Consider the following 26,954-nt stretch of genomic DNA (forward strand, 5'->3'; position numbering starts at 1 on the left):
AATAATTTTTAAAACATTCAACGCATTCTTGAGTAAACGGAGAGGGAAAAATGGCGCTAAGTGACTTATTGCAACAAGCCTGCTTTCAGGCAAAAAAACTAAAATCCACCGTCTTGCCCTCCGACTATCCTGCATGGGTTATCTTCTTCAGCGTCAGCGATGGTAAGTCGCGTGCGCATATTCATATCTCCACCGGGACCAGCTTCGATCTCGCGTGGCTGGCGGGAGCCAGAGCGCTGCAGGAGTGGCGCAAAAAGCAGGACAACGAGCCGCAGTGGCTGCGCGTCGACATCGTTGATAGCGTTGAAAAGCTCAGCTGGCAATCCCTCAACGAGAAGTTCATGGTCACCAAACGCAACTATTTTCGCTTTGGCCTCGCGTTTGACCCGCAGTTTAGCTGCGCCATCCTTGAGCAGGAAATCGCCGGCAATGCGTTGCTCTACGACGGCGACAACGGCGTTGTCGCACCGAATAGCGTCAATCTGGAAAACTATGGCCAGCGGCGGTTTAAGCAGCCCCTGAATTGGCCGCAGGATCCCCAGCAGCCCCTCTGGCGTTTTAAAACCCAGGGCGTCTTCTGCGATCGCTTTGGGACTAAAGTTATTGAACACAGCGGACGGGGTTCCGGCTATCGCGTCATCGGTGAAAACTGGCAGGATCAATGCCTGGCCGACGTGATTAAAAAAGGTACCGATTATTTAGCCCGTCAGGTCAAGAAAGACGGTCTGTATAACTACGGCTGGTTCCCATGTTTCGATCGACCGGTACGCTCTTACAACGCGCTGCGCCACGCCAGTTCCACCTATTCGCTGATTGAAGGCTGGGAAGCGACGCGCCAGCCTGCGGTGCGCGAGGCAATAGACCGGGCGATTGCGTATCTGGTAAATAATCTGATTGACGTCCGGACCCTGGACGATGGCCGTGAAGCCGCGTTTCTCTGCGACGTTGGCGATGAGATTAAGCTCGGCGGTAACGCCGTCAGTATCCTGGCGCTGGTTAAATACACCGAAACGACGGGCGATCGGCAATATCTGCCGCTGATGGAACAGCTGGCGGTGGGGATTGCTTACATGCAGGATCCGAATAGCGGCGAGTTTGTGCATGTACTCAATAGCAAAGACCTCTCGCTGAAGGCTAAATTCCGTATCATCTATTACGACGGCGAAGCCGCTTTTGCCCTGATGCGCTTATACGGCCTGACCAAAGCGCCGCTGTGGCTGGAAATCGTGGAAAAAGCCTTTGCTTATTTCATCAGAAATAAACACTGGCAGCACCACGACCACTGGCTGAGCTACTGCGTTAATGAATTAACCCGCTTCCGCCCGGAAGAAAAATACTTTCGCTTTGGTCTTAACAACGTACGCGATCATCTTGATTTCGTGCTCCATCGCGTCACAACCTATCCTACGCTGCTTGAACTGATGATGGCGGCATCTGAAATGGTGACCCGGCTGGAAGCTTCCCCTGAGCATCGCCATCTGCTTGATGATTTCGATCGGCAAAAGTTCTGGCTGGCGCTGGAAACCCGCGCGCGCTATTTGCTGAACGGTTTCTTCTGGCCCGAACTGGCGATGTTCTTTAAAAATCCGGCGCGGATCGTGAACAGCTTTTTTATTCGCCACCATAGCTACCGCGTGCGAATCGATGACGTCGAGCACTATCTTTCCGGCTTTATCGCTTATCAGAAATACCATTTAGCGGCAAAAAAGCCGCAGCTCCAGCAGGACGACGCGCAGCCGTCGAATAACGCGACCCCCGTTTTTCTGCTGGAGACGCTGCGCGATGTGGGCAACGGTATTGAGGTAGCGGCCATGCGCCGGGCGAAGCTGTTCACCGAACATTTGCGCACCGTACCCTGGCTGATTACCGCGACGTGGAGTCCGGAATTATCCAGTGCGGTGAAGGCGTTAAAAGCCCGCGGCGCGCTGCCTGAAGAGGTACCGGTATATAATATTTATCAGTGGCTCAGCGACTGTTTTGCGATGAAGGTCATCTCGACGCTGGCACCGCTGGCGGGCAACATCGAGCTCAGGCATGCCGTAGATCCTGGCGTGGATTTGCCGGTAGGCAAGCGTAACTTCTTGCTGCACCCTCAGGAAAGAATCATTGAAGATTACGTTGATAGCGCCGGAAATATTCTGCTGCGCAAAAGCTTCAATGAGAAAAAGGGTAACGTGCAGCTAAGCTATCTTGAAATTGCCCTGGCGGATGGTGAAGTAAAACGCTTTGCTCAGGAAGAGGCCTTTTTTTCGTGGATGCTGGAAACCATGATGGCGGGGAAAGGGCGCTGGCATTTTATCGTTGATAAAAACAAAACGTGGAAAAGCTTTGTTTGTTCACGGCCCACCCAGCGGATGGCCTGCTCGCTGAGCGCCATCATTCACTCCCATCATCAGCTTTCTAACGGCGCGCTGAAAAGCTCCTACCGGCATATCCTTGAGCAGCCGGATCTGGTCGATCGGCTGATTGTCCTGACCGATGAGCAGTGGCAGGATCTGCAGCAGGAGGGTTTTCCCGCCGCCCAGATGGCGGTGATCCCTAATCATCTTGATAACGGCAATATTCCAGCAAATCCGCAGAAGATCCCTTCGCAAACGGTCATCTACCTGGCCCGCTACTCGGAAGAGAAGCAGCACGCTTTACTGCTGAGCGCGTTTCGCAAAGTAGTGGCGGTGCTCCCCGACGCGCAGCTGCATACTTACGGAGTGGGGCCGCTGCGCCGCAGCTTAAGCACGCAGGTCGCCGGGTGGGGGCTGGAGAAGGCTATCCACATTAACGGCTTTACCTCTGACATCGCGCAGGCGCACAAAACGGCCTGCTGTACGGTACTTTGTTCGACCCAGGAGGGGCAGTCTATTTCCGCCGTAGAGGCGATGGCATACGGAACCCCACTGATTAGCTTTGCGATTAAGTACGGTCCGCGCGACATTCTCCAGGACATGCAGGCGGGAATACTGGTGCCCTGCGGCGATGAGGAGGCTCTGGCGGCGGCGTTGATCAAAGTCATCTCCGACAAAACGCTGCAGCAAAGTATGCAGCAGGCCGCGCTGCGCAACGCGCAACGCTACTATGCCAGCGCTATCGCCGGACGCTGGGCGGCATGGCAGCAGACAAGCGAGCGTCAGCTGGATGAGGAGCAGAGAAGCGGTGAGGAAAAAAAGCACCACCTGGCGGCTAACGTTGGATAACCGTTGGCGTCCTTTCCCCTTTAGCGGCTACCAGGAGGGGGGATGAGGCGAATCATCGCGCTACTGCTGGCATCCTGCTGCTGTTCGCCGCTTCTGGCGCGCGATGTGGTGCAGGTCTCCCGCTGCGTTCCCGGCTCTCTGCTGCATGAGCATCGCCTGGAGAAGGAGCACGTCGTCGATGATTTTCATATTTATTACAGCTTACAGGGTAAGGATGCCCTGCAATATCCGCAGGACAGTACCGGCGACGGCGTTCCGGATGTGATTAAAGAGACTGGCAGCCAGTTCCAGGCGGCGAAATATCTCTATACCACGCTGCTGGGCCTGCGCTCGCCGCTGGAGCAGAAAATTTATGCCCAAGCCCAGCAGATAAATATTTATCTGCTTACCCTGCCTAAAGGTCACGGCCTGGCCTTTGACCGGGTGGCGGCAGAAACCATGAGCGACGGAACGGCACTACCCTGTGGCTTAAAAATTGTGCTTAACGCCGCGCTGCAGCCCGCACGAAAAATTACCCCTGCACATGAGCTTTTCCATCTGTATCAATATGGTTACGCGGTGTTTAAACAGAGATGGTACCTGGAGGGAATGGCGCGCTGGATGGAAAATGCCTTCAGACCCCCGGAGAAAAGAATTTCGCCGCTGGCTGAGCCTTCCGGCTGTGAAAGTAATTTCTCGCGCGGCTATGGGGCGGCGAACTTCTGGGCCAGCTATGCGCAGCAGTATTTTGCGCCAACAGTACTGCCTGAAAAAGCGCTGACGTACCGTTACGCTGACGGGAGCCCGGTGTTTAAAACTCAGGTTTTGCCCGGCGGTGCGATGCTGGCGCCATTTTTTCAGCAGCTTGCGCTTACCAGCGAGGGGATTTCACGCGAAATGAAGCGGGCAAACACCCGCTGGAGCGAACGACAGCAGCGTGACGGGCAATTCAATAGTCTGATTTGCCAGGCGCTGGCAAATGCCGCGCAGAGATAAAGGGCAATAAAAAACCCGCAACGCGGGTTTTTGAGATTAGTTACGCAATCTGGGAGCCTGCAGCTGCTGGCGAATGGTTCGCGCCAGCTCGTCCATCGACGGTTGCTCTGGATGCTCATCGCTGGCTTCGCTGCTCAGCTGCGCTTCTGCAAGATAAGTGTGAATCGGCTGGCCATCATCATCTTCCATCACCACATGATACCAGGGCGCAAGACGCAGCTCGTCGTTGGCGGCGATTTCGTCCTCTTCCGGCTCCGTGAGCGAGTACTCTGGATCGACATCAACAATCACGCCCAGGTAGCCCAGAAGCGTGTGGCGAACTTGTTGGCCGATACCGAATTTGCTGGCTATCATAAGCACCTCCTGGGATACATGATTACCTGCTATATGCGGGCCGATTCTCCACTTTTCAAGTTACATAATGCGGCAAGCAAACCCTTTCAGATACAGCCCTTCCGGGTAGGTTGCTATCACCGGGTGATCGGCAGCCTGACGGAACTGTTCTATAAATTGTACATCACGTCCGGCATCCAGGGCGGCATCGGCAATGATTTTCTGAAATAAATCGGTAGTCATCAGGCCAGAGCAGGAGAAGGTCAGCAGTACGCCGCCGGGATTCAGAAGCTGAATCGCCAGCATATTGATGTCTTTATAACCGCGGCATGCGCCCATCAGCTGGCTTTTGTTTTCAACAAACTTCGGTGGATCCATCACGATAACGTCAAACTTCTCGCCGGAGTCGCGATATTTACGCAGCAGCTTAAAAACGTCATCACGAATAAACTCCGCTTTGGATAAGTCCAGCTTGTTCAGTTCAACGTTCTGTCTGGCAACGTCCAGCGCTTCCTGCGAAGTATCGACGCTGACAACCTGGCTGCAACCGCCCATCAGCGCGGAAATGGCAAAACCGCCGGTGTAGGAGAAGCAGTTCAGCACGCGCTTATCCGTCACATAGCGACGCGTCGCCAGACGGCTGTCGCGCTGGTCAAGGTAATAGCCGGTTTTATGGCCGCCCTGAATATCCACCAGTAGCTGCATACCGTGCTCGGTAATCGGCAGCAGGGCAGGCGGCAGCTTGCCGACGACCGGCCCCTGCGCCAGCTCCAGTCCCTCTTTTTTACGCACCGCCACGTCGCTACGATCGTAGATTGAGCACTCCGGGAATAGCGTTTGCAGCGCGCTGATAATCGACGCGCGCTGGTATTCGGCACCGGCGCTCAGCAGCTGCAGCACAAAAAAGTCGCCAAAACGGTCGATGGTAACGCCCGGCAATCCGTCGGACTCACCGGCAATCAGGCGATAGCTATCCAGCCCGTCGCGGGCCGCCAGCCACTCACGCCAGCTCTGAGCCTGCTGCAGGCGACGCTCGAAAAAGGCGTTATCGATAGCTTCATCGCGATCGAAGCTCCAGACGCGGGCGCGGATCTGCGAAGCGGGCGAATACGCCCCGCGGGCCAGCCATTTTCCCTGTGAATCAACGATATCGATGGTCTCACCTGAACGGGCTTTACCTTCCATCCGGGCGACGGCCCCGGAGAAAATCCACGGATGGCGACGCAGCAGAGATTTCTCGCGTCCTTTGGTTAACACTAAGCGGGGGAAAATGGAGTCTGTCATGGGGCTACCTTTAAGCAACGGGAATGTCGGCACCGAAAAAATGGCGCGTAGGTTAGCACAAGTGGCTGAGGCAAGCACCATTCCACCGGTATTGACAGGTGAGCGTTTCGGCACAAAACGCAGGCGCTTTGGCACAATAAAAATCACGCCAGGATCTTACAGTATTTCCTCACTCAATGGAGGAAAATACAATGAAAACAGGATTGAAATTCGCCGCGGCGGTGATGGTAATGATGAGCGGAACGGCGATTGCCGCGCCGTTTAGCGTGAGCAGTTCGGATATCCACGAAGGCCAGCCTATGGCGCAGACGCACTGGTTTGGCGGCTTTGGCTGTACCGGCGGGAATATCTCACCGCAGATCGCGTGGAAAAATGCTCCTGAGGGCACCCGCAGCTTCGCGGTGACCGCTTATGATCCGGATGCGCCTACCGGCAGCGGCTGGTGGCACTGGACGGTGGTGAATATTGCCAGTCAGGTGACCAGCTTAGCCGCTGGCGCCGGAGACAAAAATAACCCTAAATTGCCTGCCGGAGCGGTACAGGGGCGTAATGATTACGGGTATGCTGGTTTTGGCGGCGCGTGTCCGCCAGCCGGGGATAAGCCTCATCGCTATCACTTTACGGTGTGGGCGCTGGATACCCCGACGCTGCCTGTCGACGCTCAGGCCAGCGGGGCGTTAGTCGGATATATGTTACATAGCCATGCTATTGCCAGCGCGCAGATAACGGCGCTGGCTGGACGCTAAAAATAGGGACAGTCTGATGCGGAACATTCATTTTCATCATAATGCTTTAACGGCGGCGGAAATCACCACCCGGCGTTTATGCAAACTGCACCGCGTCACGCTGTTCTCGCCCGCGCTCTGCCGGGTCAATCGCGGCAGTAAGGTCATCGTGCAGGGGGCCAGCCAAATGCTGGCGACCCCGCAGCAGCTGATTATTTTGCCTGCCGATGTTGAGCTTGAAGTGATTAATCAGCCGTAGAACGGGCTGTTTTGCTCCGATCTGCTTTCATTAACACCTGAACTGCTGGCGGATTTTAAGGCTCTCTATATGAAAGAGCCGCAGACCGGGCGTCTGACGTCACTCTGCGCGCCGCTGGCCCCGGAACTGACGTTTATGTGGCAGAACGTCCTGCAGGCGGTACGCGGAGGGCTTTCCGCCCAGTTACAGCAGCATCAGGCGATGGGGCTGCTGCTGGCATTGTACCAGGCCGGATACGCCGGGCCGCTGCTTCACGAACGGCGGGAGGACTTAACCGGCCAGGTCCGGCAAATTATCATGCTGTCGCCTTCAGAGTCCTGGAGCGTGGCGAAAGTTGCTAAGATGCTGTTTCTTGGCGAATCAACCCTGCGCCGTCGTTTACAGCAGGAGTCGCGCAGCTTTCGCCAGATAGTGGAAGAGGTTCGGATGGCCTACGCTCTGGGGCAATTACAGTCGACGTCACGACCCATTGGTGAGATTGCGCATGACAGCGGCTATCAGTCCGGATCGCGTTTTACCGCGCGTTTTCGTCAGCACTATGGATTATTACCAAAACATGTACGCTAGAAGAATTTGCTATCCTCTGTGTTAAGTGGCTATCCAGAAAGGAGAGAGAACATGGCAACGGTTTGCACGATGGCGTGGGTATACGGTTCGGTTCAGGGCGTCGGGTTTCGCTATTCGACCCAGCGCGAGGCGCTGCAGCTTGGATTAACGGGATATGCGCGCAATCTTGACGACGGCGGCGTGGAGGTTCTGGCCTGCGGAGAAGCGGAACAGGTGGAAAAGCTGATAGCCTGGTTGAAAGCCGGTGGGCCACGCAGCGCGCGGGTTGACAGGGTGCTGACCGAGCCCCACCAACCCACCAGAGAGTGGCAGAAATTCGCTATTCTGTATTAGATGCATTTGACCGGTTTAGGCAGACCGGCGATTTTTGTCGCCTGCTTAGCCGGGCCTTTCGGAAACAGGCGGTAAAGATAACGGCTGTTGCCTTTTTCTTCACCGAACTTATTCGCCATGGCTTTCACCAGCATGCGGATCGCCGGAGAGGTGTTGAATTCCAGATAAAAGTCGCGCACAAAGCGCACTACTTCCCAGTGCTCAACGGACAGGCTGATGCCCTCCTGCTCAGCGATAACGGCCGCCATCGCCTCGTTCCACTGCGTGGTATCCTTCAGATAGCCTTCGCTATCGGTCTCTATTTCATTGCCTTCAAAGATAAACATAATTCTTCATATACCGCTGAAAATGGCGGCAGTGTAGCAAAAAATAAGGCCCCGCATAAGCGGGGCCTTAGTTCAAGCCTGGAGAGGGTTAGTCTTTGCTGGCGAAGCCAAGAATGCTCAGCAGGCTGACGAAGATGTTGTACAGCGAGACGTACAGGCTGACGGTCGCGCGGATGTAGTTGGTTTCACCGCCGCGAATGATGTTGCTGGTCTCAAACAGGATAGCGCCGGAAGAAATCAGGATAAACACCGCGCTGATGGCCAGATGCAGGGCCGGCAGCTGGAGGAAAATGTTCGCGACCATGCCGATAAGCACGACGACAATGCCCGCCATCAGCATACCGCCGAGGAAGGACATATCCTTACGCGTAGTCAGGACGTAGGCCGAGCAGCAGAAGAACACCAGCGCGGTACCGCCCAGCGCCAGCCCAATGAGATCGCCCATGCCGGCAGACAGATATGCGTTTAGTATTGGCCCCAGGATATAGCCAAGGAAGCCGGTAAAGGCGAATGCTGACAGAATGCCGGTTGGCTTATTCGCTGTTTTATAGGTCAGGAACATCAGCCCGTACATACCGACCAGCGTCAGAATCAGACCCGGAGAAGGCAGCATCAGCACCGTGCTGGCCGTTGCCGTAATGGCAGAAAATGCCAGCGTCAGGCTAAGCAGGAAATAGGTGTTCCGCAGAACTTTGTGCGTGCTGAGCAGCGATGAACGGTCACGCGACGATGTAATTATACGATCCATGAGTCACTCTCTTATGACAGATGTAATTAATAACGAAGCATAAAAAAACCAGAGCCGAAGCCATAGTGCTTTTACCCATCTTTACTCAAAGTCATTCGGCTTAATTCAGCATATCATTCCAGAAAACGGCAAATAAATAGCATGTTTATGTGTTCACTTTCCGAAGCCAGATCGAAATCTGATAACTAACTGAAAAATATTGCGTTATAGCCATTCTGTGACTAAGTCTGGAGAGGGTACAAACGAAGCGTAACAAAGGCAAGGGATATGAAATCACAAAAATATAATCACATCACACGCATGCTGCTGGCCGTCGGCCTGTTCTCGATAGTCACGCCCGCTCTGGCCGCTCAGGTGCCGCCGGGAACGGTACTGGCAGATAAACAGGAGTTAGTCAGAAATAACGGTAACGAACCCTCATCGTTGGATCCGCATAAAGTGGAAAGCGATGTTGAATTCAATATTATCAGCGACCTTTTCGAAGGGCTAATCAGCGTTTCGCCGTCAGGAGAGATTCAGCCCCGGCTGGCGGAGACGTGGCTGAATAAAGACAACACCGTTTGGACCTTCCATTTGCGTCCCGGGGTGACCTGGTCCGACGGTACGGCGATTACCGCGCAGGATATCGTGTGGAGCTGGCAGCGGCTGGTGTCACCCGGTACGGCGTCTCCTTATGCGAGCTATCCCGGCAATATGCATATCGTCAATGGTGCAGAAATAGCGCAGGGGAACAAAGCGCCCGAGACGCTGGGAGTCAAAGCGCTTGATGATATGACTCTCGAGGTGACCTTAAATCAGCCAAATGCAGCATTTCTGGCAATGCTGGCACACCCGTCCCTGGTGCCGCTCGATAAAGTGCTGATATCGCGCTATGGCGACAAATGGACCAAACCGGAACATATGGTAGCCAGCGGGCCTTATAAGATTTCACAATGGGTAGTCAACGAGCGGATTGTGGCCGAGCGTAATCCCCGTTACTGGGACGATGCGCATACCGTTATTAATAAGGTGACCTATTTGCCGATAAGCTCGGAAGCTGCCGATGTGAACCGTTATAAAGCCGGCGAGATCGATATCGTTTATACCGTACCGATTAACCAGTTTTCTCAGCTCAAAAAAACCATGGGCGAGCAGCTGGATGTTTCGCCGCAGCTGGCAACGTACTATTACGAATTCAATACCACCCGGCCACCGTTTAACGACCCGCGGGTGCGGCGCGCGCTGAATATGGCTCTTGATAAGGATATTATCGCGGAGAAGGTCATGGGGCAGGGACAGCGTCCGGCCTGGCTAATCAGCCAGCCTGATGTTGGCGGTGTAAAACTGCAAAATCCCGAGTACGCCAGCTGGCCGCGCGAAAAGCGTATCGCCGAGGCGCAAAAGCTACTAAATGAGGCCGGATTTAACGAGGCTCATCCGCTGGTATTTAATTTGCTCTACAACACTTCCGAATCGCACCAGCGAATTGCCATCGCCGCCAGCTCAATGTGGAAAAAGAATCTTGGCGTTGAGGCTAAGCTGCAAAACCAGGAGTGGAAGACCATGCTCGATACCATGCATACGCATAATTTTGACGTCGTGCGCTACGCGTGGATTGCCGACTATGACGACGCCGCGACGTTTCTCAACACCTTCCGCACCGGAGATAGTGAAAACACCAGCCAGTACAGTAATCCAGCCTACGATGAGGCGCTGCGCAACGCGGCAAAAGCGCCTGATACCGCAACACGGGGTAAGTTCTACCAGCAGGCGGAAGATTTGCTTGGCCAGGACGTTCCGGCTATTCCGGTCTATCACTATGTTCGCACCCATCTGGTTAAGCCATGGGTAGGCGGATTTACGCCGGATAAGCTGGGGTACTACTACACCAAAGATATGTATATTAAAAAACATTAACGCGGAGAGGGTAGTTTGCGCTGAAAAACTGCGCAAGCTGCCTGATTTTCAGACGAATAACGCGTTTTTGTTTATTTTTAAGGCGGTTGAACAAATTGGTGCTTTACAGCCTCAACGGAGGTGTTTATAGTGCGCCCCATACCGGAAGCGTGGCCGAGCGGTTGAAGGCACCGGTCTTGAAAACCGGCGACCCGAAAGGGTTCTAGAGTTCGAATCTCTACGCTTCCGCCAAATAAAACAAGGGGTTACCGAAAGGTAACCCCTTGTTGCTTTGGGGTGTTGGTATACTCTTGGTATATTCACTTGGTATATTTTGAGGTTCAAGCCCAAAAAAAGCCCGCCTGAGCGGGTTTTTTTATGCCTGTTTTTCAAGAAGTGAGGGATCAAGAGAGGGTACAGATGCATCTTGTGAGCCACAATGGCTTCTGTGGCCTCCATCGGTTTGACAAATAGAGCATTAGGTTCGTAGTTTCCGGACTTTATCCCTCCTTCAAGCGCAACGAAAAACGCGTTCTTCATGTCGCTGGAGTTATTGATTTTCCCGATCCCATTCTGGATAGATTCAGCGACCTCCGCATCTTTGTTACCCGAACCACCATTGAGAACCAGAGGAATGCTCAACCGCTGTTTAATAGATTTCAGCCTTTCGATATCCAGCTTTGGCTGCTTTCCGGCAGGATATAAGCCAGGCTGTAAGTATCCCGGGAAACCGGACCATTCACTTTTAGAGATCTTCCGACATACTGAATATGTCCCCTGAGGAGATCGCTATGCGTAAGATCCGTTTCACCGAGCACCAGATCATCGCCGTCCTGAAGTCCGTCGAAGCTGGCAGGACCGTCAAAGATGTGTGTCGCGAGGCCGCTATTTCGGAAGCCAGCTACTACAACTGGAAGGCGAAATATGGTGGGATTGAAGCCGCTGATATCAAAAAAATAAAAGATCTTGAGGACGAAAATCGTCGTCTGAAGCAGATGTTTGCCGATCTCAGCCTTGAATGTCGGGCACTGAAAGACGTTATCGAAAAAAAGCTTTAAAACCAGCGGTAAAGCGGGAGCTCGTCAGCTATCTGACGGCACAGTTTGCCATGAGCGTCCGCCAGGCGTGCAGGACATTATCGCTGAGCAGGACGGTGTATTTTTATCAGCCCGATACCCGGCGCGATGAACCGGTGATCCTGGCGTTGACTGAACTGGCAGAACGCTATCCGCGATAAGGTTTTAAGAAACTGTTTCAGGTGCTGCGCAGGCAGGGTAACGCCTGGAATCATAAGCGTGTTCACCGGATTTACTGCCTGCTGAAACTGAATTTTCGCCGCAAAGGCAAGCAGCGTCTGTCGGTACGAAACCCTACGCCACTGGCAACACCTGAGGCACTTAATCAGAGCTGGTCCATCGATTTTATGCACGACGCGCTGGTGTGTGGCAGACGCTTCCGGACCTTCAATGTGGTGGATGACTTTAACCACGAGGCTCTCGCAATAGAAATCGACCTGAATATCCCGGCGCAGCGAGTCGTGAGAGTGCTCGAGAGGATAGTGGCGAATCGCGGATACCCACTGAAGATGCGAATGGATAACGGGCCAGAACTGGTATCGCTGGCTCTGGCGCAGTGGGCGGAGGAACACGGGGTGATGCTGGAATTTATCAGGCCGGGTAAACCTACGCAGAATGCGTTTATTGAGCGCTTCAACCGGACGTACCGGACAGAAATCCTGGATTTTTATCTGTTCAGGACCCTGAATGAAGCGCGGGAAATCACAGAGCGCTGGCTGGCTGAATATAACAGTGAGCGGCCTCATGAATCCCTGAATAATCTAACGCCGGAAGAGTACCGGCTGATGGCCGAAAACCCGGAAATCTCAAAAAGTGCGTGGAACTAAAGCGGGTGTGCTTACAAGGCGATGTGCCAATCACCACCAGAGAAAAACAATCTAACCATCTTTCAACCTTGTTTAAATCTTCCACAATAGAAGAGCGGCTAAGGAAATACTTCTCAGATAAAAAGCTGATAGATAACGGTGTCGGCGAGTGTGTTAACAAATCGATCGCAATATCCACCCGCCTTTTGCTTTTCAGTATGTTCACTATCTGCTTATCTCCAGAGGAGACAGGCAGTGAGACGACGCTGTTAGCATCAAGTTTCAAACCCAATCCTGGTTTACTAAGTATCGAGTTACCTTTATCAGTAAAAAAAGTTTATGGCTTCAACATCTCGTCTGCGCTAAATGATTGATTAATGATATTTGTCTTTTACTTAGCACTTTCATTATCCGCTCCTTAGAAGATAAGTGGGCGCCTTAATGACGTTAGTTTTAGTGGTTCGGATGACAGAGGGAAATACCCGGTGATGAGCTTATGTGAACCATCATAATGAACAGCAGGTAACAGAGTGGATGGATCATTATTCCCGGGAGTATGTAATAAATTGTCCCTGAGAGAAAAGAAGAGAATCCACAAATAGTAAAGTTGGTAGGCTATATTATTATAATGTTTTATTTGTTAATTCTTGATGCAATTCCTTCACAAATAGTAGATAAGCTTAACTGAAGCTAAGGCTAAATTGTTGGTGCTGTGCAAACCGATGGATGTAGAGTTATTATCTTATAGACAGTGAAAAAAGGCAGGAGAGATAAATATATTCACTACCACCAAAAGTGACTATCAGTAAAATCTAAATCCTCAAGACAAGGAGGGAAAAATGTCGACCATAAAGGATGTGGCATTATTAGCGGGAGTTTCAACTGCCACCGTTTCACGAGTGATCAATCAAACAGCATGGGTTGAGCCGGTGACGCGTGAGCGAGTAGAAAAAGCGATGCGTGAACTGAATTATCATCGTAATGCTGCCGCCATTGCGCTGGCGAAACGCAGCGGTGACATGCTCGGATTATTAACCGGTAATCTTGCCGATCCTTTTTTTGCTCGCCTTGCTCGCGGCGTCGAGGAAGTCTCACGCCAGGAACAGTTCCGCTTAATGGTGTGCAGCGGCGGTCATGATGAAGGCATGGAGAAAGCCGGGCTCGATTTTCTGATAAACCAGGGCTGCGAGGCGATTGTGGTTCATGCGAGCAGATTGTCTGAAAAGGAGCTCCTGCGCTATGCGGCGCATTTTCCGGCGATGATCGTGGTAAATCGCTATATTGCCGGGATGGCTAATCGTTGCGTATGGCTGGAAAACTGTGATGCGGCAAAAAAGGCAACGCTTCATTTGCTGGAACAAGGGCATCGCTGTATTGCCTGCGTGACGAGCGATTTACCTATTATCGATCGCCGCGAGCGGCTGGATGGCTATCGTCAGGCGCTGGCGGAATACGGCATAACGCCTGATAAGAACTGGGTAATTAGCGTCCCCTTTAATGAGGAAGGGGGCGAGCGCGCAGCGCATCAGCTTCTTAACTGTGGTATTCCTTTTACTGCGGCGGTAACGTTCAATGACGTTATGGCCGCCGGTATCATGCGCATCCTGCATCAAAAAGGCATTACGCTACCGCAGCAGCTTTCAATCGTCGGCTTTGATGATGTGGTGATGGCGCGCTATCTCTATCCGGCACTGACAACGATGCACTATCCGGTTGAGCGCATGGCGCGTTGCGCTTCACAGTTGGCGATTCAACTGTTTAAAGGCGCAACCCAGCAGCCCTGCATGAATAATTTCACTGCGGAACTGGTGATCCGTGATTCCGTTTTTCCTCCAGAACTCACTAATTAAGTCGTCAAGGCGCAGTAATGTGATCTATTTCAATTTTAACGCGCTCATGTAATCGCTTACATGAAGGCAAATTGACGATCACAGTCAGGCAAAAGGGGGTTCTCTACTCTGGAACCACCTCACAGACTGGAGTTCTATCTATGAATGCCTCTCAAAATCAGAAAAAAACACTCTCATTTGCTCTGGCTACCATCCCTATTCTGGCGATGCTGCTGCTGTTAATTATTGGCTACGGCATCATGGGGTTGCGTATTGAACCGTTGTTACTCTGTTCGGCAGCCATTGCCGCTGGACTAGCCTGGTGGCAGGGTTTTACGTGGGAAGACATCATTAGCTCGGTAGTGGATAAACTTGCTAAAGCGATGCCGGTTATTATGATTCTTATCTGCGTCGGGGCATTAATAGGGACGTGGATGTTCAGCGGCACTATTCCTTATATGGTGTACTGGGGGCTAAAATTAATCAGCCCTGAGTACATTCTTATCGCCGCCTTCTTTTTAACCAGCGTGGTTTCGGTATGTACCGGTACTTCGTGGGGATCGGCGGGAACCGTTGGCGTTGCGCTGATGGGGGTGGCCGCCGGGCTGGACGTATCCCTGGCGGCGGCGGCCGGAGCGGTGGTTTCCGGCGCTTACTTCGGCGATAAAATTTCGCCGCTGTCAGACTCGACCAACTTCGCTGCCATTGTCGCAGATACCACGCTCTTCGAGCATATTCAGCACTTATTATGGACGACGATCCCCAGCTTTCTGCTTGCCGCAGTGGTTTATCTTATTGCCGGTCACAGTACTATGCTGGGCGAGGTGGCTACGCCGCAGCGGGTCACCGATATTGTGAACGCGCTGGAGTCGCTGTACCACTTTAATATCGTACTGATTTTGCCGCCCGTTATCGTTCTGTGGGGCGCGATTCGCAAAAAACCGGTGATTCCTTTAATGCTCAGCGCTTGCGTATTAGCGCTGGTTCTCGGCGTGGTTATGCAGGGGCTCAGCGTCAAGCAGGGTCTGGATGCTTTTATTGATGGTTTTAACATCAGTATGTTCCCACAAGGAGGGGAAGGCATTATTGCTGATGTTCCACGCCTGCTTAACCGTGGCGGCATGTTTTCCATGATGGGCACCATTCTTCTGGTATTTTGCGCGTTCTCTTTTGCCGGGGCATTAACGTTAACCGGGGCGCTCAGCATTATTATCAACCGCCTGCTGACGGTCATTCACAGCGTCGGCCAGTTAATTGCCGCGACAATTGGCACCACCATCCTTGTTACCGGCGCAACCAGCGACGGTAAACTGGCTCTGCTGGTACCGGCTGAATTGTTTAAAGATGCCTATCGTCGCATGGGGCTGGATACTAAAAATCTATCACGAACTATTGAAGACGCGGGCACCGTTATTGAGCCCTTATTACCCTGGACCTCTGCCGGGGTATATATGGCAACGACGCTGGGAGTGAGTACGCTGGATTTACTGCCGTGGGCGGTTCAATGTTATGCGGCTATCTTCTTTGCCTTATTTTTTGGTTTTACCGGAATTGGCATTGCGAAAACATCCCCGGCGGCAGGAAAAGAAAACAATTTAACGGCCACAGAATAGGAAAGGAACTCGATGGACTTTAATAGAATTATTGATCGCCACCATACAGGTTCGCTGAAATGGGACTTTATGACGCGCTATTTTGGCGAAGGGGCGAATGAACTGTTGCCGATGTGGGTTTCTGACTTTGACTTTACCTGCCCGCCAGCGGTCCAGACGGCCTTAATTCAGCGCATTGAGCACGGTATTTTTGGTTACAGCGAACGGCCGCAAATTTACTTTGACTCCCTGATTTCATGGTTTTCAACCCGTCATCAGTTGGCGATCAAACAACAGTGGATATGCAGTATAGAAGGGGTAGTTCCGGGATTATCTCTGCTGGTGCAGATGCTCAGCCGCGCAGGTGAAGGCGTGGTGGTTCAGGGGCCATATTATGGCTCCTTTGCAAAAATCATCTCGCTCAACGACAGACGATTGCTGGAAAATCCATTATCTGAGGAGCCCGAAATCGGTTACCGCATGGATCTCGCCCATCTGGAAACGCTATTTCGTACCGAACGCCCGCCGCTAATGATTTTATGTAATCCGCATAATCCAACCGGCCGCTGTTGGTCTGCTCAGGAGCTCAGCGAGCTGCTTGCATTGTGCGAAAAGTATGATGTTATTTTAATTTCCGATGAAATCTGGGCCGATTTATTGCTGCCGGGAGAAAATTTCACCTCGGTTTTACATCTGGGAGAGCGCTGGCACTCACGCGTCATATCGGCCACCTCTGCCAGTAAAACCTTCGGTTTATCTACTTTACGTATTGCGAATTTTCTTATTCCGGCATCCGCGCTGCGCGACCAATTTTTACGCCGCCTCGATGCTCATGGGCTGGATGTTTTTAATGCTCTGTCAATCGAGTCGAGCATTGCGGCGTGGCAAAATGGCGCTCCCTGGCTGGATGAACTGCTTGATTACCTGGCGGAGAATCGACGTTGGTTTATTCAACAGGCTGCTGAATACCTCCCGTGGGCCAGGATTATCCCTGCCCAGGGAACGTATCTGTTATGGATAGATTGCAAACGGCTGGCGCTGAGTGATGAGCAGCTCAAATGGGTTATGGTTGACGTTGCTGGTATTGCGCCTTCAATGGGGAATAGCTTTGGTTCGGCCGGCAGCGGATTTATCCGCCTGAATCTGGGATGTCCCCGTGTATACCTTGAAAAAGCGCTGGAGGGATTGAAACGGATAGCTTTTACCGCTTAAAGGCTATTTACTCCCGCGATGGCGTGTGCGAAAAAAGCCGCCAGTGACAAGAGGCAAGCTGTCGCTGGCGCCCCTGGCAACTATCTAACGGGTAAATTTGCCAATCCACGGGCTGTTTGTGTCCTGGGACCACAGCTGCAGCAGCATCTCTCTGAACTTTTCCGCCGCAGGGCTCAGGGTCGTTTCTCTGCGTAGTACGAGTCCCAGCGTGCGACGAATAACGGGCTCAACCAGCGGGCGACTGACAAGAATGTGATGCTCATCGGTCGGCATTGCCAGGCTTGGGACCACCGCAACGCCAAGGCCAGCCTCAACCATACCGAGCGATGTCGAGAGATGTCTGACTTCATAAAACCAATTTGGCTTCCAGTTTACCGTCTCCAGCGCTTGATCTATCAAGGAGCGGTTGCCGCTTGAACGCCTTACGCCAATCAGCCTGAAGTTGGCCAAATCTTCCCACAAGATCAGTGATTTCTGCGCCAGTTCGTGGTCTCGTCGGCAGGCTAATACGAATGGCTCGTTGACCAGCGGTGAAAAATCAATATTAGGATGTGTGATGTTTATCATATTTATGCCGAAATCTGCGTCGCCGTTTAGTACCGCCTCAAGGCAGTCGCTGGCGCTGTGTTCGAGGATTCGGATACGGATATTTGGATAGTGATTGTTATAGTCCCTGATGACCGAGGGGAGAAAATAGAATGCGGCGGTGGGCAGACAGGACAAGGTGACAACGCCGCTCTGATGGGTTGCCATTTCTTTAATACTCAGAATCGAACTTTCATAAAAATCTATTAAATTCTTGGCCTTAGGTAAAAATTCCCTGCCTACGGCCGTCAGCTTAATGTTTCGGGTCGTTCGTTCAAACAGCGTGGCTCCCAGCTGCTCTTCCAGTTTTTTTATGCGACGAGTTAAGGCCGGCTGGGATGTGTGAAGAAAATGTGAAGCTCTTGTGAAGCATCCGATTTCTGCAATTTTAACAAAAGCTTGTATACCCTGAAGGTCCTGCAGCATAAGATTTCACTCCGGTCATAGTACGCAATGTATGCACACTAACTGAACCGCTATTAATACGCAAAACGTATTAATGGTTGGTTTTTTTGGCATTAGCATTATTTATCCTGCTGTGGAATCCTGACTTCGCTCTTATCAATGCGTGAAACGAGAAAGAAAATGTTAAAGATTCCTTGTGTACTGATGCGTGGTGGTACTTCGAAAGGCCCGGTGATACTAGCCAGTGATTTACCGACGAAAATTGAGGAACGCGATGCCGTACTGCTGGGCCTGATGGGCGCGGGCCATGAACTTGAAATTGATGGTATTGGCGGCGGTAGTCCTCAAACCAGTAAGGTTGCTATCGTTAGCCCATCAGATAGTCCTGATGCTGATGTCGACTATTTGTTTGTGCAGGTAATGGTTAACGAGCGCCGTGTCGATACCACTCCTAACTGCGGTAATATGCTCTGCGCGGTAGGGCCCTTTGCGATTGAAAAAGGCCTTGTTAAGGCACAAAGCCCGGTGACGACCGTGCGTATCCGTAACCTGAATACCGGTACGCTGGTTGATGCCGAAGTACAAACGCCGAACTTTTATGTCAATTATGAAGGCGATACGCACATTGACGGTGTTCCCGGTTATGCCGCGCCGATTGGCCTGACCTTTCTCAACTCGGCGGGTTGTAAAACGGGGAAACTGCTGCCAACCGGTAACGTGACAGATGTGATTGATGACGTGGAAGTTACCTGCATCGATATGGCTATGCCGATGGTGCTGATTAAGGCGGAGCTGATGGGTAAAACAGGGGATGAATCACCGGCGGAGCTGGATGCGGACAGAGTATTCATGGATAAACTGGAAGCCATCCGGCGTAAGGCCGGGGCGAAAATGGGGCTGGGAGACGTTGCCGATAAAGTTATTCCTAAACCGGTGCTGCTGAGCAAACCCGGCGCAGGAGGAACCATCAGAGTCCGCTATTTTATGCCTCATACCTGTCATAAATCGCTGGCGATTACCGGCTCTATCGGTATATCAACCGCAACGATAATTGAAGGATCGGTTGCTTATAAAATTGTGGCCGATCGGCCTAAGGCTCCTTATACCAATATTATTAATATTGAACATCCAAGCGGAAAAATTTCGGTATCTTTGCTCAAAGAGGGGAATGATATTGAGAAAACACGCGCCGCGGTAATTAGAACTTCCCGAAAACTATTCGAAGGTACCGTATGTGTCCCGGATTATGCTTTTGCGGAGGAATTATAAATATTTTATATCATTAAAGCTGTGAAAAATTGATGTCCTCTAGCTTGTAATCGCTATACAACTCTGTACCTAAAAAAATAATGTCGAGGATTTTATGGCTATAACCCATACTAAAGATAATCAGCTAAACTCTGCTCCCGTCAAAGTCGGTAATTATATTCGGATTATCCTGGCTCTGGCTTTATCCGGCCTTGCCGAGTTAGCCTCTCTGTTTTTTATTCAACCTCTGTTACCCGTTCTTGCAGTCGAATATGATGTACCGGTCAGCCAGGTTAGTATCATTCTCTCCGCAGAAACGGCGCTGCTGGCAGTCGGCTTATTATTCACCGGGACGCTATCCGATCATTACGGAAGAAAAAAATTAATTATTGTTTCGCTGTTATTAGGCGGACTGCTGACAATGCTCTGTCCACTAGTCGAATCCTGGGCAATGCTGGTGGCTTTACGTGCGGTTATTGGCCTTGCTCTCAGCGGGATTGCCGCTGCTGCAACCGCCTATATCAGTGAAGAAGTCGCTCCGGTTGTCGCTGGGGTAGTCACCGGATACTTTGTCTTTGGTAATTCTATGGGCGGGATGTCCGGGCGTATTATTGCCAGCCAGCTGATCGACCATATCTCGATAAACACCATATTCTATGGTTTTGCCGCCAGCCTGATTTTAGTCGCTGTGCTGGTTAACTTTTTACTCCCGGCATCCCGGAACTTTAAACCAACGCAAAATCTTAACGTTCTTCGTGTGGTAAAAGGTGCAGCATCCCATTTTAAAAACAAAAAGCTGGCGCTGGCGTTTGTAATTAGCTTCATCATCTTTGGTGTGTTTACTTCTCTCTATAATTACCTGGCTTTCTTCCTCAAAGGAGAACCCTTCCATATTTCACCAGCGAACGCAGGCCTGCTGTCCTTTAGCTTTGCCTTAAGCTTCTTCACTGCGCCTCAGGCGGGTCGCCTTTCGGCAAAATACGGCAGTATGAACGTTCTGCGTATACTGTTCGTGTTAATGGCGGTGGGGATGTTGCTGACTTTAACTTCTAACGTAGTCACATTTATTATCGGTGCGGTCATTTTTACGGGTTGTTTCTTTGGTTGCCACTCAATTGGATTAAGTTGGGTGAGTAAAAATGCCGCACATGCACGTGGTCAGGCCGTCGCGCTGTATCTGTTCTTCTACTACATGGGTGGTTCAGTTATCGGTTTCGTTAACGGATTTGTTTTCCACTCGATGGGCTGGCAGGGTATGACGGGATTCATTATCGCGCTACTGGCTGTAGGTGCGGGTGTCGCAACGTATTTATCTTCCAGCGAAAGAAAAGCAATGGTACCGGTAGAGTCTTAAGCCAATTAGTGTCTAAGAAAATAACTCACGTCATTCCCAATGGCGTGAGGAAAGAAATTAAATGTTAGTAAGGTGTCATCATGAAATTAGCAAGCTATGTTCATCATGGTCGTAAAAGTTATGGGATTTTGACTGATGCAGGCATTATCGACCTGGGTGGGAAAATTGGTCATCAATATAGTACGCTGAAAGATCTACTGCAGTGGGGCGCCATCGATATTGCCGCACAATATATTAATTATCCGGTCGATATCATGTTAGCCGATATTACTTTTTTACCGGTTATTGAAAACCCAGGAAAGATTTTCTGCGTCGGTATGAATTATGCGGAAAAAAGAAAAGAATTTTCAGAAACCAACGATGCACCGACCCTGTTCGTACGTTTTCCTGACTCGCAAACGGGCCACGCAACGCCGATATTAAAACCTGCCTTATCCGATGAGTTTGATTACGAAGGCGAACTGGCCGTTATTATTGGCAAACCGGGTATGAATATCGACGCCAGCGCTGCTCTGAGCCATGTTGCCGGCTATAGCTGCTACATGGATGGCTCGGTGCGCGACTGGCAGCATGCGTGGTTTACCGCGGGTAAAAACTGGCGTCAGACGGGGGCATTTGGTCCCTGCCTGACTACCGTTGACGAAATACCCGATCCACACCGCTTGTCTATTCAAACTTATTTGAACGGCATTATGGTTCAGAACGATTCGACGGCCAGCATGATCCATAAAGTCGCCGATCTGATTAGCTATATCAGTACTTTCACTTCGCTGAGCGCTGGCGATGTCATTATTACCGGCTCCCCAGGCGGTGTCGGTAAAAAAAGAACACCGCCTCTCTTTATGCACGAAGGCGATCGGGTCGAGGTGGTTATCGAAAAGATTGGGCATCTCATGAATACGATTGTGGAATCAAAACCTCAGCACGAATTGCAGATGTCATAGTCTCCGCGGACCCGGACAAGATTATTTGACGCCCATTCAGGTATGGGCAGGAGAAACAAGATGTACACCGACCAAACGCTAGAGTTCGAGAAGGTTGAAACTAGCAACGGTACCTGCAGAAACGAAATAGCTCTCTTTCTGCAGAATAATGGATTAGGCATTGACGATGACATTGAACAGTTCGTTGTCGCACGTTGCAATCGGCAGCTGGTAGCCTGCGCCGGGCTTGCGGGTAATACGTTAAAATGCATTGCGGTTGCGAGAGAATGGCGCGGGACAGCCTTAGGCCTGAAAATAATTCATGAAGCGGAGCTACAGGCTATTCAGAACGGTGAACATCAGCTATTTCTCCTGACTTGTCCGGATAATGTTCGATCATTCCAGGGATGCGGATTTTATCCTTTGGTCACCCTCGATAATCAGGCAACCCTGATGGAGAATTCGCCCGTCGGCATCCATCGTTACTGCCGGCAGCTGCGGAGCCAGCATTTGGTAACGGCCGAGAATGTTGGCGGGATTGTGATGAATGCAAATCCTTTTACATTGGGGCATCAGTATCTCATTGAGCAGGCCGCAAAAGCATGCGACTGGCTGCATGTCTTTGTCGTCGAAGAGGATCTGTCCACGTTTTCTTTTCGGCAGCGGTTTGCCATGGTTCAGGATGGGTCGCGGCATATACCTAATATCACGGTTCATCCCGGCTCAAAATATATTATTTCCCGCGGAACGTTTCCCGGTTACTTTCTCAAAGAAAAACAGATCATTAATGAGGTGTATGCTGCAATAGATTTGATTATGTTCCGGCGTTACATCGCACCGGCCTTAAATATTAATCAGCGTTTTGTAGGTACGGAGCCATTCTGTAAAGTGACCGCGCAATATAATTGCGCAATGCATCACTGGCTGGAGGATGAGATGACAATACCGGCGGCCAGTATCAAGGTTAACGAGATTCAGAGGATGACCGATAGTAATAATTTACCGATATCCGCCTCGGCGGTCAGGCGCTTATTAAGTAAAGAAGATCTTCCGGCGGTTAAATGTATGGTGCCAGCCAGTACCATGCCTTACTTATATACATGGTTATCAGCGAATCAATCTAAGCAGCCAGATTTAGATATGGCCGATGCTTAATAAATAATTGTTCAGGAAGTTTATATGAAAATATTAAAAGCGGCAATTGCCGGGACGCTGGAATCCAGCGACCTGGTGGTCAAAGTCAGCCCATATGATGATGGACTCGATATCACTATCAACAGCGAAGTGTACAAACAATTTGGTGAACAGATTACTGCGGTGGTGAATGAAACTCTTGCCGCATTAAATATCACACAGGGCCAGATTATTGTTGAGGATAAGGGTGCGCTGGATTGTGTTATCCGCGCCAGAATTCAGGCTGCGATTCTCCGGGGAACGGACAGCAACGAAATTGCGTGGGAAAAATTATGATGAAGAAATTACGTCGCAGTATGCTTTTTTTGCCGGGTTCAAGCGCCGCCATGCTGTCCACGGCGTTTATTTATAAACCCGACTCAATTATGTTTGACCTGGAAGATGCGGTCTCCTTAAAAGAGAAAGATAGTGCACGGCTGCTGGTTTTTCATGCTCTACAGCATCCTATGTATAAAGATATCGAAACTGTTGTCAGGATTAATCCGCTGAGTACACCGTTTGGCTTAAAAGATCTCGAAGCGGCAGTGCGCGCCGGCGTGGATGTTATCCGTTTACCCAAAACCGATACCCCGGAAGATATTTATCAGCTTGAGCGTGAAATTGTCCGTATTGAAGAGAGCTGCGGTCGGCCGGTTGGATCTACACAGCTAATGGCGGCAATTGAGTCGGCGGTGGGCGTCATTAACGCCGTCGCTATCGCCAGGTCATCTGAACGCCTGATGGGTATTGCGCTGGCGGCTTTCGATTACGTAATGGATATGCAAACGGAACGCGGAGACGGTACCGAACTATTTTATGCGCGCTGTGCGGTATTACACGCGGCCCGCGGGGCTGGTATTGATGCGTTCGATGTGGTGTATGCCGACATTAATGATGAAGCAGGCTTTTTAAAAGAAGTGGATTTGATTAAACGTATGGGCTTTAACGGCAAATCGCTTATTAATCCACGGCAGATAGAGATTTTACATAATGCCTATGCGCCCACCCAGGAAGAAGTTGATTACGCAGAGCGTGTTATTGCCGCGGCTGAAGAAGGAGAGCGCAGCGGACTTGGGGTGATTTCACTGAACGGCAAAATGATCGACGCGCCGATCATCAACCATGCCCGGGTGGTTATTGAACGTAAAAATGCCTCCGGCATTCGTCAGTAATCTCTATTCAGCCTTTAGCAACAGGATTTAACGATGAGTCTATTAACTGAAGCACTGCATAATATATCCGGCGTCCAGCATAAATATGAGGTATTTTCCGGCGCAAATATCCATACGCCTTATCTTGCGGATACCCGGCAAAAATACCAGCGCAAGCTTTTCGACACCCTGGATGATGTCTTATCGCGCTGCGATTTACGTGATGGTATGACCGTCTCATTTCATCACGCCTTCCGCGAGGGAGATAAAGTTATTAACTACGTTATGGCTAAGCTGGCGGAAAAAGGCTTACGAGGGCTGACGCTGGCTTCAAGCTCTCTGATGACCTGCAATGCTCCGCTGATTGAGCATATTAAACAAGGCGTTATTAGCAAAATTTATACCTCCGGGATGCGCGGTGAATTAGCAGATGCTATTTCACACGGCCTGATGGAGGAGCCGGTGCAGATTCATTCGCACGGCGGTAGAGTTAATTTGATTGAAAAGGGTGAGATTAATATCGATGTCGCTTTTTTAGCCGTCTCCTGCTGCGATGAATATGGCAATGCCAGCGGCAGCGGCGGTAAATCCCGGTGCGGCTCGCTCGGCTACGCCATGGTTGATGCAAAATATGCCAAAAAGGTTGTTTTGCTAACGGAAAGCATTGAGCCGTTTCCCTATATGCCTGCCAGCATTATTCAGGATCAGGTCGATTATATTGTCAAAATCGACAGCGTTGGCGACCCGGCTAAAATCAGCGTCGGCGCCGCACGGGTAACCAGTAACCCGCGCGAATTGATGATCGCGCGCTCCGCGGCGGACGTCATTGAGCACTCCGGCTATTTTCGCGACGGCTTTTCGTTGCAAACGGGTTCAGGAGCCGCCTCTACCGCCTGCACGCGATTTCTGGAATCGCGCATGAGGAAGCACAATATTGTCGCCAGATTTGCCTTAGGCGGCATTACCGGCAGCATCGTGGATCTGCATGAAAAAGGGCTCATTACTAAGCTGCTGGATACCCAAAGTTTTGATGGCGCGGCGGGAGATTCGCTGGCGAAAAACCCGAACCACGTTGAAATCTCGACCAGCGTTTACGCGAATCCTGCCGCTAAAGCTGCCTGCTGCGATCGGGTTGATGTCGTCATCTTAAGCGCGCTGGAAATTGATACGGATTTTAACGTCAACGTACTAACCGGTTCCGACGGCGTGATGCGCGGCGCATCCGGCGGGCATTGCGATGTCGCCGCGGCCGCAAATTTAACTATCGTAGTCGCTCCGCTGATCCGCAGCCGTATTCCTACCGTCGTCAGGCACGTCACCACGCGCGTGACTCCGGGAGAGAGCATCGATGTGCTGGTTACCGACCACGGTATTGCCGTGAATCCCGCTCGCCCGGAAGTCAAAGAGAGACTGACTGCGGCTGGTTTACCGGTCGTTGATATCGAGGCGCTTTATCAGAAATCGCTGGTGATTTCTGGCGAACCCAAACCGATTGAGTTTACTTCGCGCATTGTTGGCGTAGTGCGCTACCGCGATGGCAGCGTCATTGATGTGGTAAGGCAGGTAAAAGAATGATCGACGAAACGACAACAGCCTCATGCGTACACCTCACCCTTGAGGAAGTGCTGAAAGCCAGAGAAGCGCGGGCGAGCGTGCAGCAAGCCTGGCTGCTCCGGTACGGACAGCCGATGGTATCAACAACGCTCGTTTGGCCCGGTGAGGTAAAAGATACGCCGCTCGCCCGGCAGGTGATGGCAGAGGCGACGGAAGCGCTTAGCCAGCTGCTGCGCAAGCACCGATGGGCTGTCTCCAGGCACGAAGTCCGTTTTCAGCCCACCGGACCTGAAGCGTTCTGGTCCATCCCGGCGCCAGCCTGGATGATAAAGCACGTTACGGCGCATCTTGAAGACAACCATCCGCTCGGGCGTCTGTGGGATATCGATGTTTTTTGCCCAAAATCCGGATTAATAACGCGCAGCGCGATCCGTCAGCCGATGCGCAGATGCTTCATTTGCAGTGAACCAGCCCACGTCTGCTCCCGGATACGCCGCCATTCGCAGAATGAACTTGCGCAAGTGATTGAGGATTTAACCTATGACTACTTTAGCGGTCAGCGTTGAACAGGTTGAGCAGAGACAAAGCATTGCCTGGCTGGCCGCCGAGGCGATGTATCGGGAAGTTAAATTAACGCCTAAGCCCGGTCTGGTCGATGGTGAGAATAATGGCGCGCATCGGGATATGAACATCGCGCTATTTATGGCCAGTATTAGCGCCGTCTCGCCCTGGTTTCCTCGCTTTTTTGAACAGGGAAAAGCCACGGCGGGTTTGCCTGCTCCCCAGACGTTATTAGCGATAAGGCCTATTGGGCTGGCGTGCGAACAGGCGATGTTCAAAGCCACGGGCGGTATAAACACCCACAAAGGAGGCATTTTTTCCCTCGGAATTCTGTGCGCTGCCGCAGGACGCCTTGTTAAAGCAAACCAGATGCTCAGCCAGCGTAATCTGTGCCGGGAAACCAAAGCGATGTGTGCGGGGCTGGTTCACCAGGAACTGACCAAAAATAGCTCCGCCAAAACGAAAGGCGAGCATATTTTTCAGAACCATGGGCTTAGCGGAGCGCGGGGCGAGGCTGAGAACGGCTTTTATACCGTCAGGCAGTTCGGGCTGCCGCAGTGGCAAAAATCGCTGCGGGAAGGGGGATCGGAGCAGGATGCGCTACTCAGGATGCTGCTGGCACTGATGGCATTTAATCCCGATACCAATGTGGTTTCCCGGGGCGGGCTACGCGGCCTGAAATATGTGCAGCGCTATGCAAAAAGAGTGCTGAAGATAAAAAACTTATCGGGTGAGAGGCTCAGAAAAGCGCTGGTAAACATGGATAAGGCTCTTATTGAAAAAAATATTAGTCCTGGCGGCAGTGCGGATCTCCTTGCCGTTGGCTGGGTACTTTCCCATTACCCGGTCTGACAGACGGTACTGAACGAGGA

General features: G+C 51.4%; 24 protein-coding genes, 1 tRNA gene and 3 pseudogenes. 22 read left to right on the forward strand and 6 right to left on the reverse strand.

Annotation, left to right across the window (positions count from 1 at the left end; translation table 11 throughout):
• Positions 1-50: 50 nt before the first annotated feature.
• A complete protein-coding gene (locus GJ746_RS09335) occupies positions 51-3,188 on the forward strand; it encodes a glycosyltransferase (protein WP_154679945.1) in 3,138 nt (1,045 codons plus the stop codon).
• 42 nt (positions 3,189-3,230) lie between these two features.
• Complete coding sequence (locus GJ746_RS09340) at positions 3,231-4,163, forward strand: peptidase (protein ID WP_154679946.1); 933 nt, start codon at positions 3,231-3,233, stop codon at positions 4,161-4,163.
• 36 nt (positions 4,164-4,199) lie between these two features.
• Here GJ746_RS09340 and hspQ read toward each other — a convergent pair whose 3' ends face one another.
• Positions 4,200-4,517 carry a heat shock protein HspQ gene (gene hspQ, locus GJ746_RS09345; RefSeq protein WP_154679947.1) on the reverse strand — a complete coding sequence of 106 codons (318 nt, stop codon included), beginning with the start codon at positions 4,515-4,517 and terminating at the stop codon, positions 4,200-4,202.
• Between the two features lie 60 nt (positions 4,518-4,577).
• Positions 4,578-5,753: a 23S rRNA (cytosine(1962)-C(5))-methyltransferase RlmI gene (gene rlmI, locus GJ746_RS09350; protein ID WP_195908852.1), complete on the reverse strand. Its 1,176-nt coding sequence runs from the start codon at positions 5,751-5,753 to the stop codon at positions 4,578-4,580.
• Between the two features lie 25 nt (positions 5,754-5,778).
• On the opposite strand from rlmI, the gene GJ746_RS09355 reads away from it, so the two are divergent.
• The 4 genes and pseudogenes from GJ746_RS09355 (at position 5,779) to yccX (ending at position 7,664) form a co-directional block, all read left to right on the forward strand.
• The gene (locus GJ746_RS09355; RefSeq protein WP_154679949.1) at positions 5,779-6,045 is read left to right on the forward strand and encodes a hypothetical protein; all 267 of its coding nucleotides are present in this window, start codon (positions 5,779-5,781) and stop codon (positions 6,043-6,045) included.
• The gene (locus GJ746_RS09360) at positions 5,972-6,526 is read left to right on the forward strand and encodes a YbhB/YbcL family Raf kinase inhibitor-like protein (RefSeq protein WP_154679950.1); all 555 of its coding nucleotides are present in this window, start codon (positions 5,972-5,974) and stop codon (positions 6,524-6,526) included. The genes GJ746_RS09355 and GJ746_RS09360 overlap by 74 nt, the downstream gene beginning before the upstream one ends.
• A 16-nt stretch (positions 6,527-6,542) precedes the next feature.
• A pseudogene (locus GJ746_RS09365) lies at positions 6,543-7,331 on the forward strand (helix-turn-helix transcriptional regulator).
• A 51-nt stretch (positions 7,332-7,382) separates the two neighbouring features.
• On the forward strand, positions 7,383-7,664 hold the full coding sequence (yccX, locus tag GJ746_RS09370; protein ID WP_004131057.1) for an acylphosphatase: 282 nt from the start codon (positions 7,383-7,385) through the stop codon (positions 7,662-7,664).
• Here the strand turns inward: yccX and tusE are convergent.
• Positions 7,661-7,990, reverse strand: coding sequence for a sulfurtransferase TusE (gene tusE / locus GJ746_RS09375; RefSeq protein ID WP_154679951.1), 330 nt, complete (start codon positions 7,988-7,990; stop codon positions 7,661-7,663). The genes yccX and tusE overlap by 4 nt on opposite strands.
• Before the next feature lie 88 nt (positions 7,991-8,078).
• A complete protein-coding gene (yccA, locus tag GJ746_RS09380; RefSeq protein WP_154679952.1) occupies positions 8,079-8,738 on the reverse strand; it encodes an FtsH protease modulator YccA in 660 nt (219 codons plus the stop codon).
• A gap of 267 nt (positions 8,739-9,005) precedes the next feature.
• On the opposite strand from yccA, the gene GJ746_RS09385 reads away from it, so the two are divergent.
• Together GJ746_RS09385 and GJ746_RS09390 are read left to right on the forward strand one after the other, a co-directional pair.
• The gene (locus GJ746_RS09385; protein WP_154679953.1) at positions 9,006-10,634 is read left to right on the forward strand and encodes an ABC transporter substrate-binding protein; all 1,629 of its coding nucleotides are present in this window, start codon (positions 9,006-9,008) and stop codon (positions 10,632-10,634) included.
• A 143-nt stretch (positions 10,635-10,777) separates the two neighbouring features.
• Positions 10,778-10,865: transfer RNA gene (locus GJ746_RS09390), tRNA-Ser, on the forward strand.
• A gap of 177 nt (positions 10,866-11,042) precedes the next feature.
• Here the strand turns inward: GJ746_RS09390 and GJ746_RS25605 are convergent.
• Positions 11,043-11,366, reverse strand: a pseudogene (locus GJ746_RS25605) (class II fructose-bisphosphate aldolase); the annotation flags it as partial.
• A 38-nt stretch (positions 11,367-11,404) separates the two neighbouring features.
• On the opposite strand from GJ746_RS25605, the pseudogene GJ746_RS09400 reads away from it, so the two are divergent.
• The 5 genes and pseudogenes from GJ746_RS09400 (at position 11,405) to GJ746_RS09420 (ending at position 17,128) form a co-directional block, all read left to right on the forward strand.
• Positions 11,405-12,516: pseudogene (locus GJ746_RS09400) on the forward strand (IS3 family transposase).
• A 23-nt stretch (positions 12,517-12,539) separates the two neighbouring features.
• A complete protein-coding gene (locus tag GJ746_RS09405; protein WP_154679954.1) occupies positions 12,540-12,869 on the forward strand; it encodes a hypothetical protein in 330 nt (109 codons plus the stop codon).
• A 465-nt stretch (positions 12,870-13,334) separates the two neighbouring features.
• Positions 13,335-14,345: a LacI family DNA-binding transcriptional regulator gene (locus tag GJ746_RS09410; protein ID WP_154679955.1), complete on the forward strand. Its 1,011-nt coding sequence runs from the start codon at positions 13,335-13,337 to the stop codon at positions 14,343-14,345.
• 140 nt (positions 14,346-14,485) lie between these two features.
• Complete coding sequence (gene nhaC, locus GJ746_RS09415) at positions 14,486-15,937, forward strand: Na+/H+ antiporter NhaC (RefSeq protein ID WP_154679956.1); 1,452 nt, start codon at positions 14,486-14,488, stop codon at positions 15,935-15,937.
• Between the two features lie 12 nt (positions 15,938-15,949).
• Positions 15,950-17,128: a MalY/PatB family protein gene (locus tag GJ746_RS09420; protein ID WP_154679957.1), complete on the forward strand. Its 1,179-nt coding sequence runs from the start codon at positions 15,950-15,952 to the stop codon at positions 17,126-17,128.
• 84 nt (positions 17,129-17,212) lie between these two features.
• On the opposite strand, the gene GJ746_RS09425 is transcribed toward GJ746_RS09420, so the two are convergent.
• On the reverse strand, positions 17,213-18,139 hold the full coding sequence (locus tag GJ746_RS09425; protein WP_154679958.1) for a LysR family transcriptional regulator: 927 nt from the start codon (positions 18,137-18,139) through the stop codon (positions 17,213-17,215).
• Between the two features lie 159 nt (positions 18,140-18,298).
• On the opposite strand from GJ746_RS09425, the gene GJ746_RS09430 reads away from it, so the two are divergent.
• The 9 genes from GJ746_RS09430 (at position 18,299) to citG (ending at position 26,934) form a co-directional block, all read left to right on the forward strand.
• On the forward strand, positions 18,299-19,387 hold the full coding sequence (locus GJ746_RS09430; RefSeq protein ID WP_154679959.1) for a 4-oxalomesaconate tautomerase: 1,089 nt from the start codon (positions 18,299-18,301) through the stop codon (positions 19,385-19,387).
• Positions 19,388-19,481: 94 nt separating this feature from the next.
• The gene (locus tag GJ746_RS09435) at positions 19,482-20,720 is read left to right on the forward strand and encodes an MFS transporter (RefSeq protein WP_154679960.1); all 1,239 of its coding nucleotides are present in this window, start codon (positions 19,482-19,484) and stop codon (positions 20,718-20,720) included.
• Between the two features lie 80 nt (positions 20,721-20,800).
• Entirely contained in the window at positions 20,801-21,664 is an 864-nt protein-coding gene (locus GJ746_RS09440) for a fumarylacetoacetate hydrolase family protein (RefSeq protein ID WP_154679961.1), read from the forward strand.
• A gap of 60 nt (positions 21,665-21,724) precedes the next feature.
• Complete coding sequence (gene citC, locus GJ746_RS09445) at positions 21,725-22,798, forward strand: [citrate (pro-3S)-lyase] ligase (RefSeq protein WP_154679962.1); 1,074 nt, start codon at positions 21,725-21,727, stop codon at positions 22,796-22,798.
• 24 nt (positions 22,799-22,822) lie between these two features.
• On the forward strand, positions 22,823-23,113 hold the full coding sequence (gene citD / locus GJ746_RS09450) for a citrate lyase acyl carrier protein (RefSeq protein WP_154679963.1): 291 nt from the start codon (positions 22,823-22,825) through the stop codon (positions 23,111-23,113).
• A complete protein-coding gene (gene citE / locus GJ746_RS09455; protein WP_154682676.1) occupies positions 23,113-23,988 on the forward strand; it encodes a citrate (pro-3S)-lyase subunit beta in 876 nt (291 codons plus the stop codon). The genes citD and citE overlap by 1 nt, the downstream gene beginning before the upstream one ends.
• A gap of 33 nt (positions 23,989-24,021) precedes the next feature.
• On the forward strand, positions 24,022-25,542 hold the full coding sequence (gene citF, locus GJ746_RS09460; protein ID WP_154679964.1) for a citrate lyase subunit alpha: 1,521 nt from the start codon (positions 24,022-24,024) through the stop codon (positions 25,540-25,542).
• Complete coding sequence (gene citX, locus GJ746_RS09465; protein WP_154679965.1) at positions 25,539-26,087, forward strand: citrate lyase holo-[acyl-carrier protein] synthase; 549 nt, start codon at positions 25,539-25,541, stop codon at positions 26,085-26,087. Before citF ends, citX begins: the two co-directional genes overlap by 4 nt.
• On the forward strand, positions 26,062-26,934 hold the full coding sequence (citG, locus tag GJ746_RS09470; RefSeq protein WP_154679966.1) for a triphosphoribosyl-dephospho-CoA synthase CitG: 873 nt from the start codon (positions 26,062-26,064) through the stop codon (positions 26,932-26,934). Before citX ends, citG begins: the two co-directional genes overlap by 26 nt.
• Positions 26,935-26,954 lie beyond the last annotated feature (20 nt).

This window comes from Klebsiella oxytoca (genome assembly GCF_009707385.1).
GTDB classification, from domain to species: Bacteria; Pseudomonadota; Gammaproteobacteria; order Enterobacterales; family Enterobacteriaceae; genus Klebsiella; species Klebsiella oxytoca_C.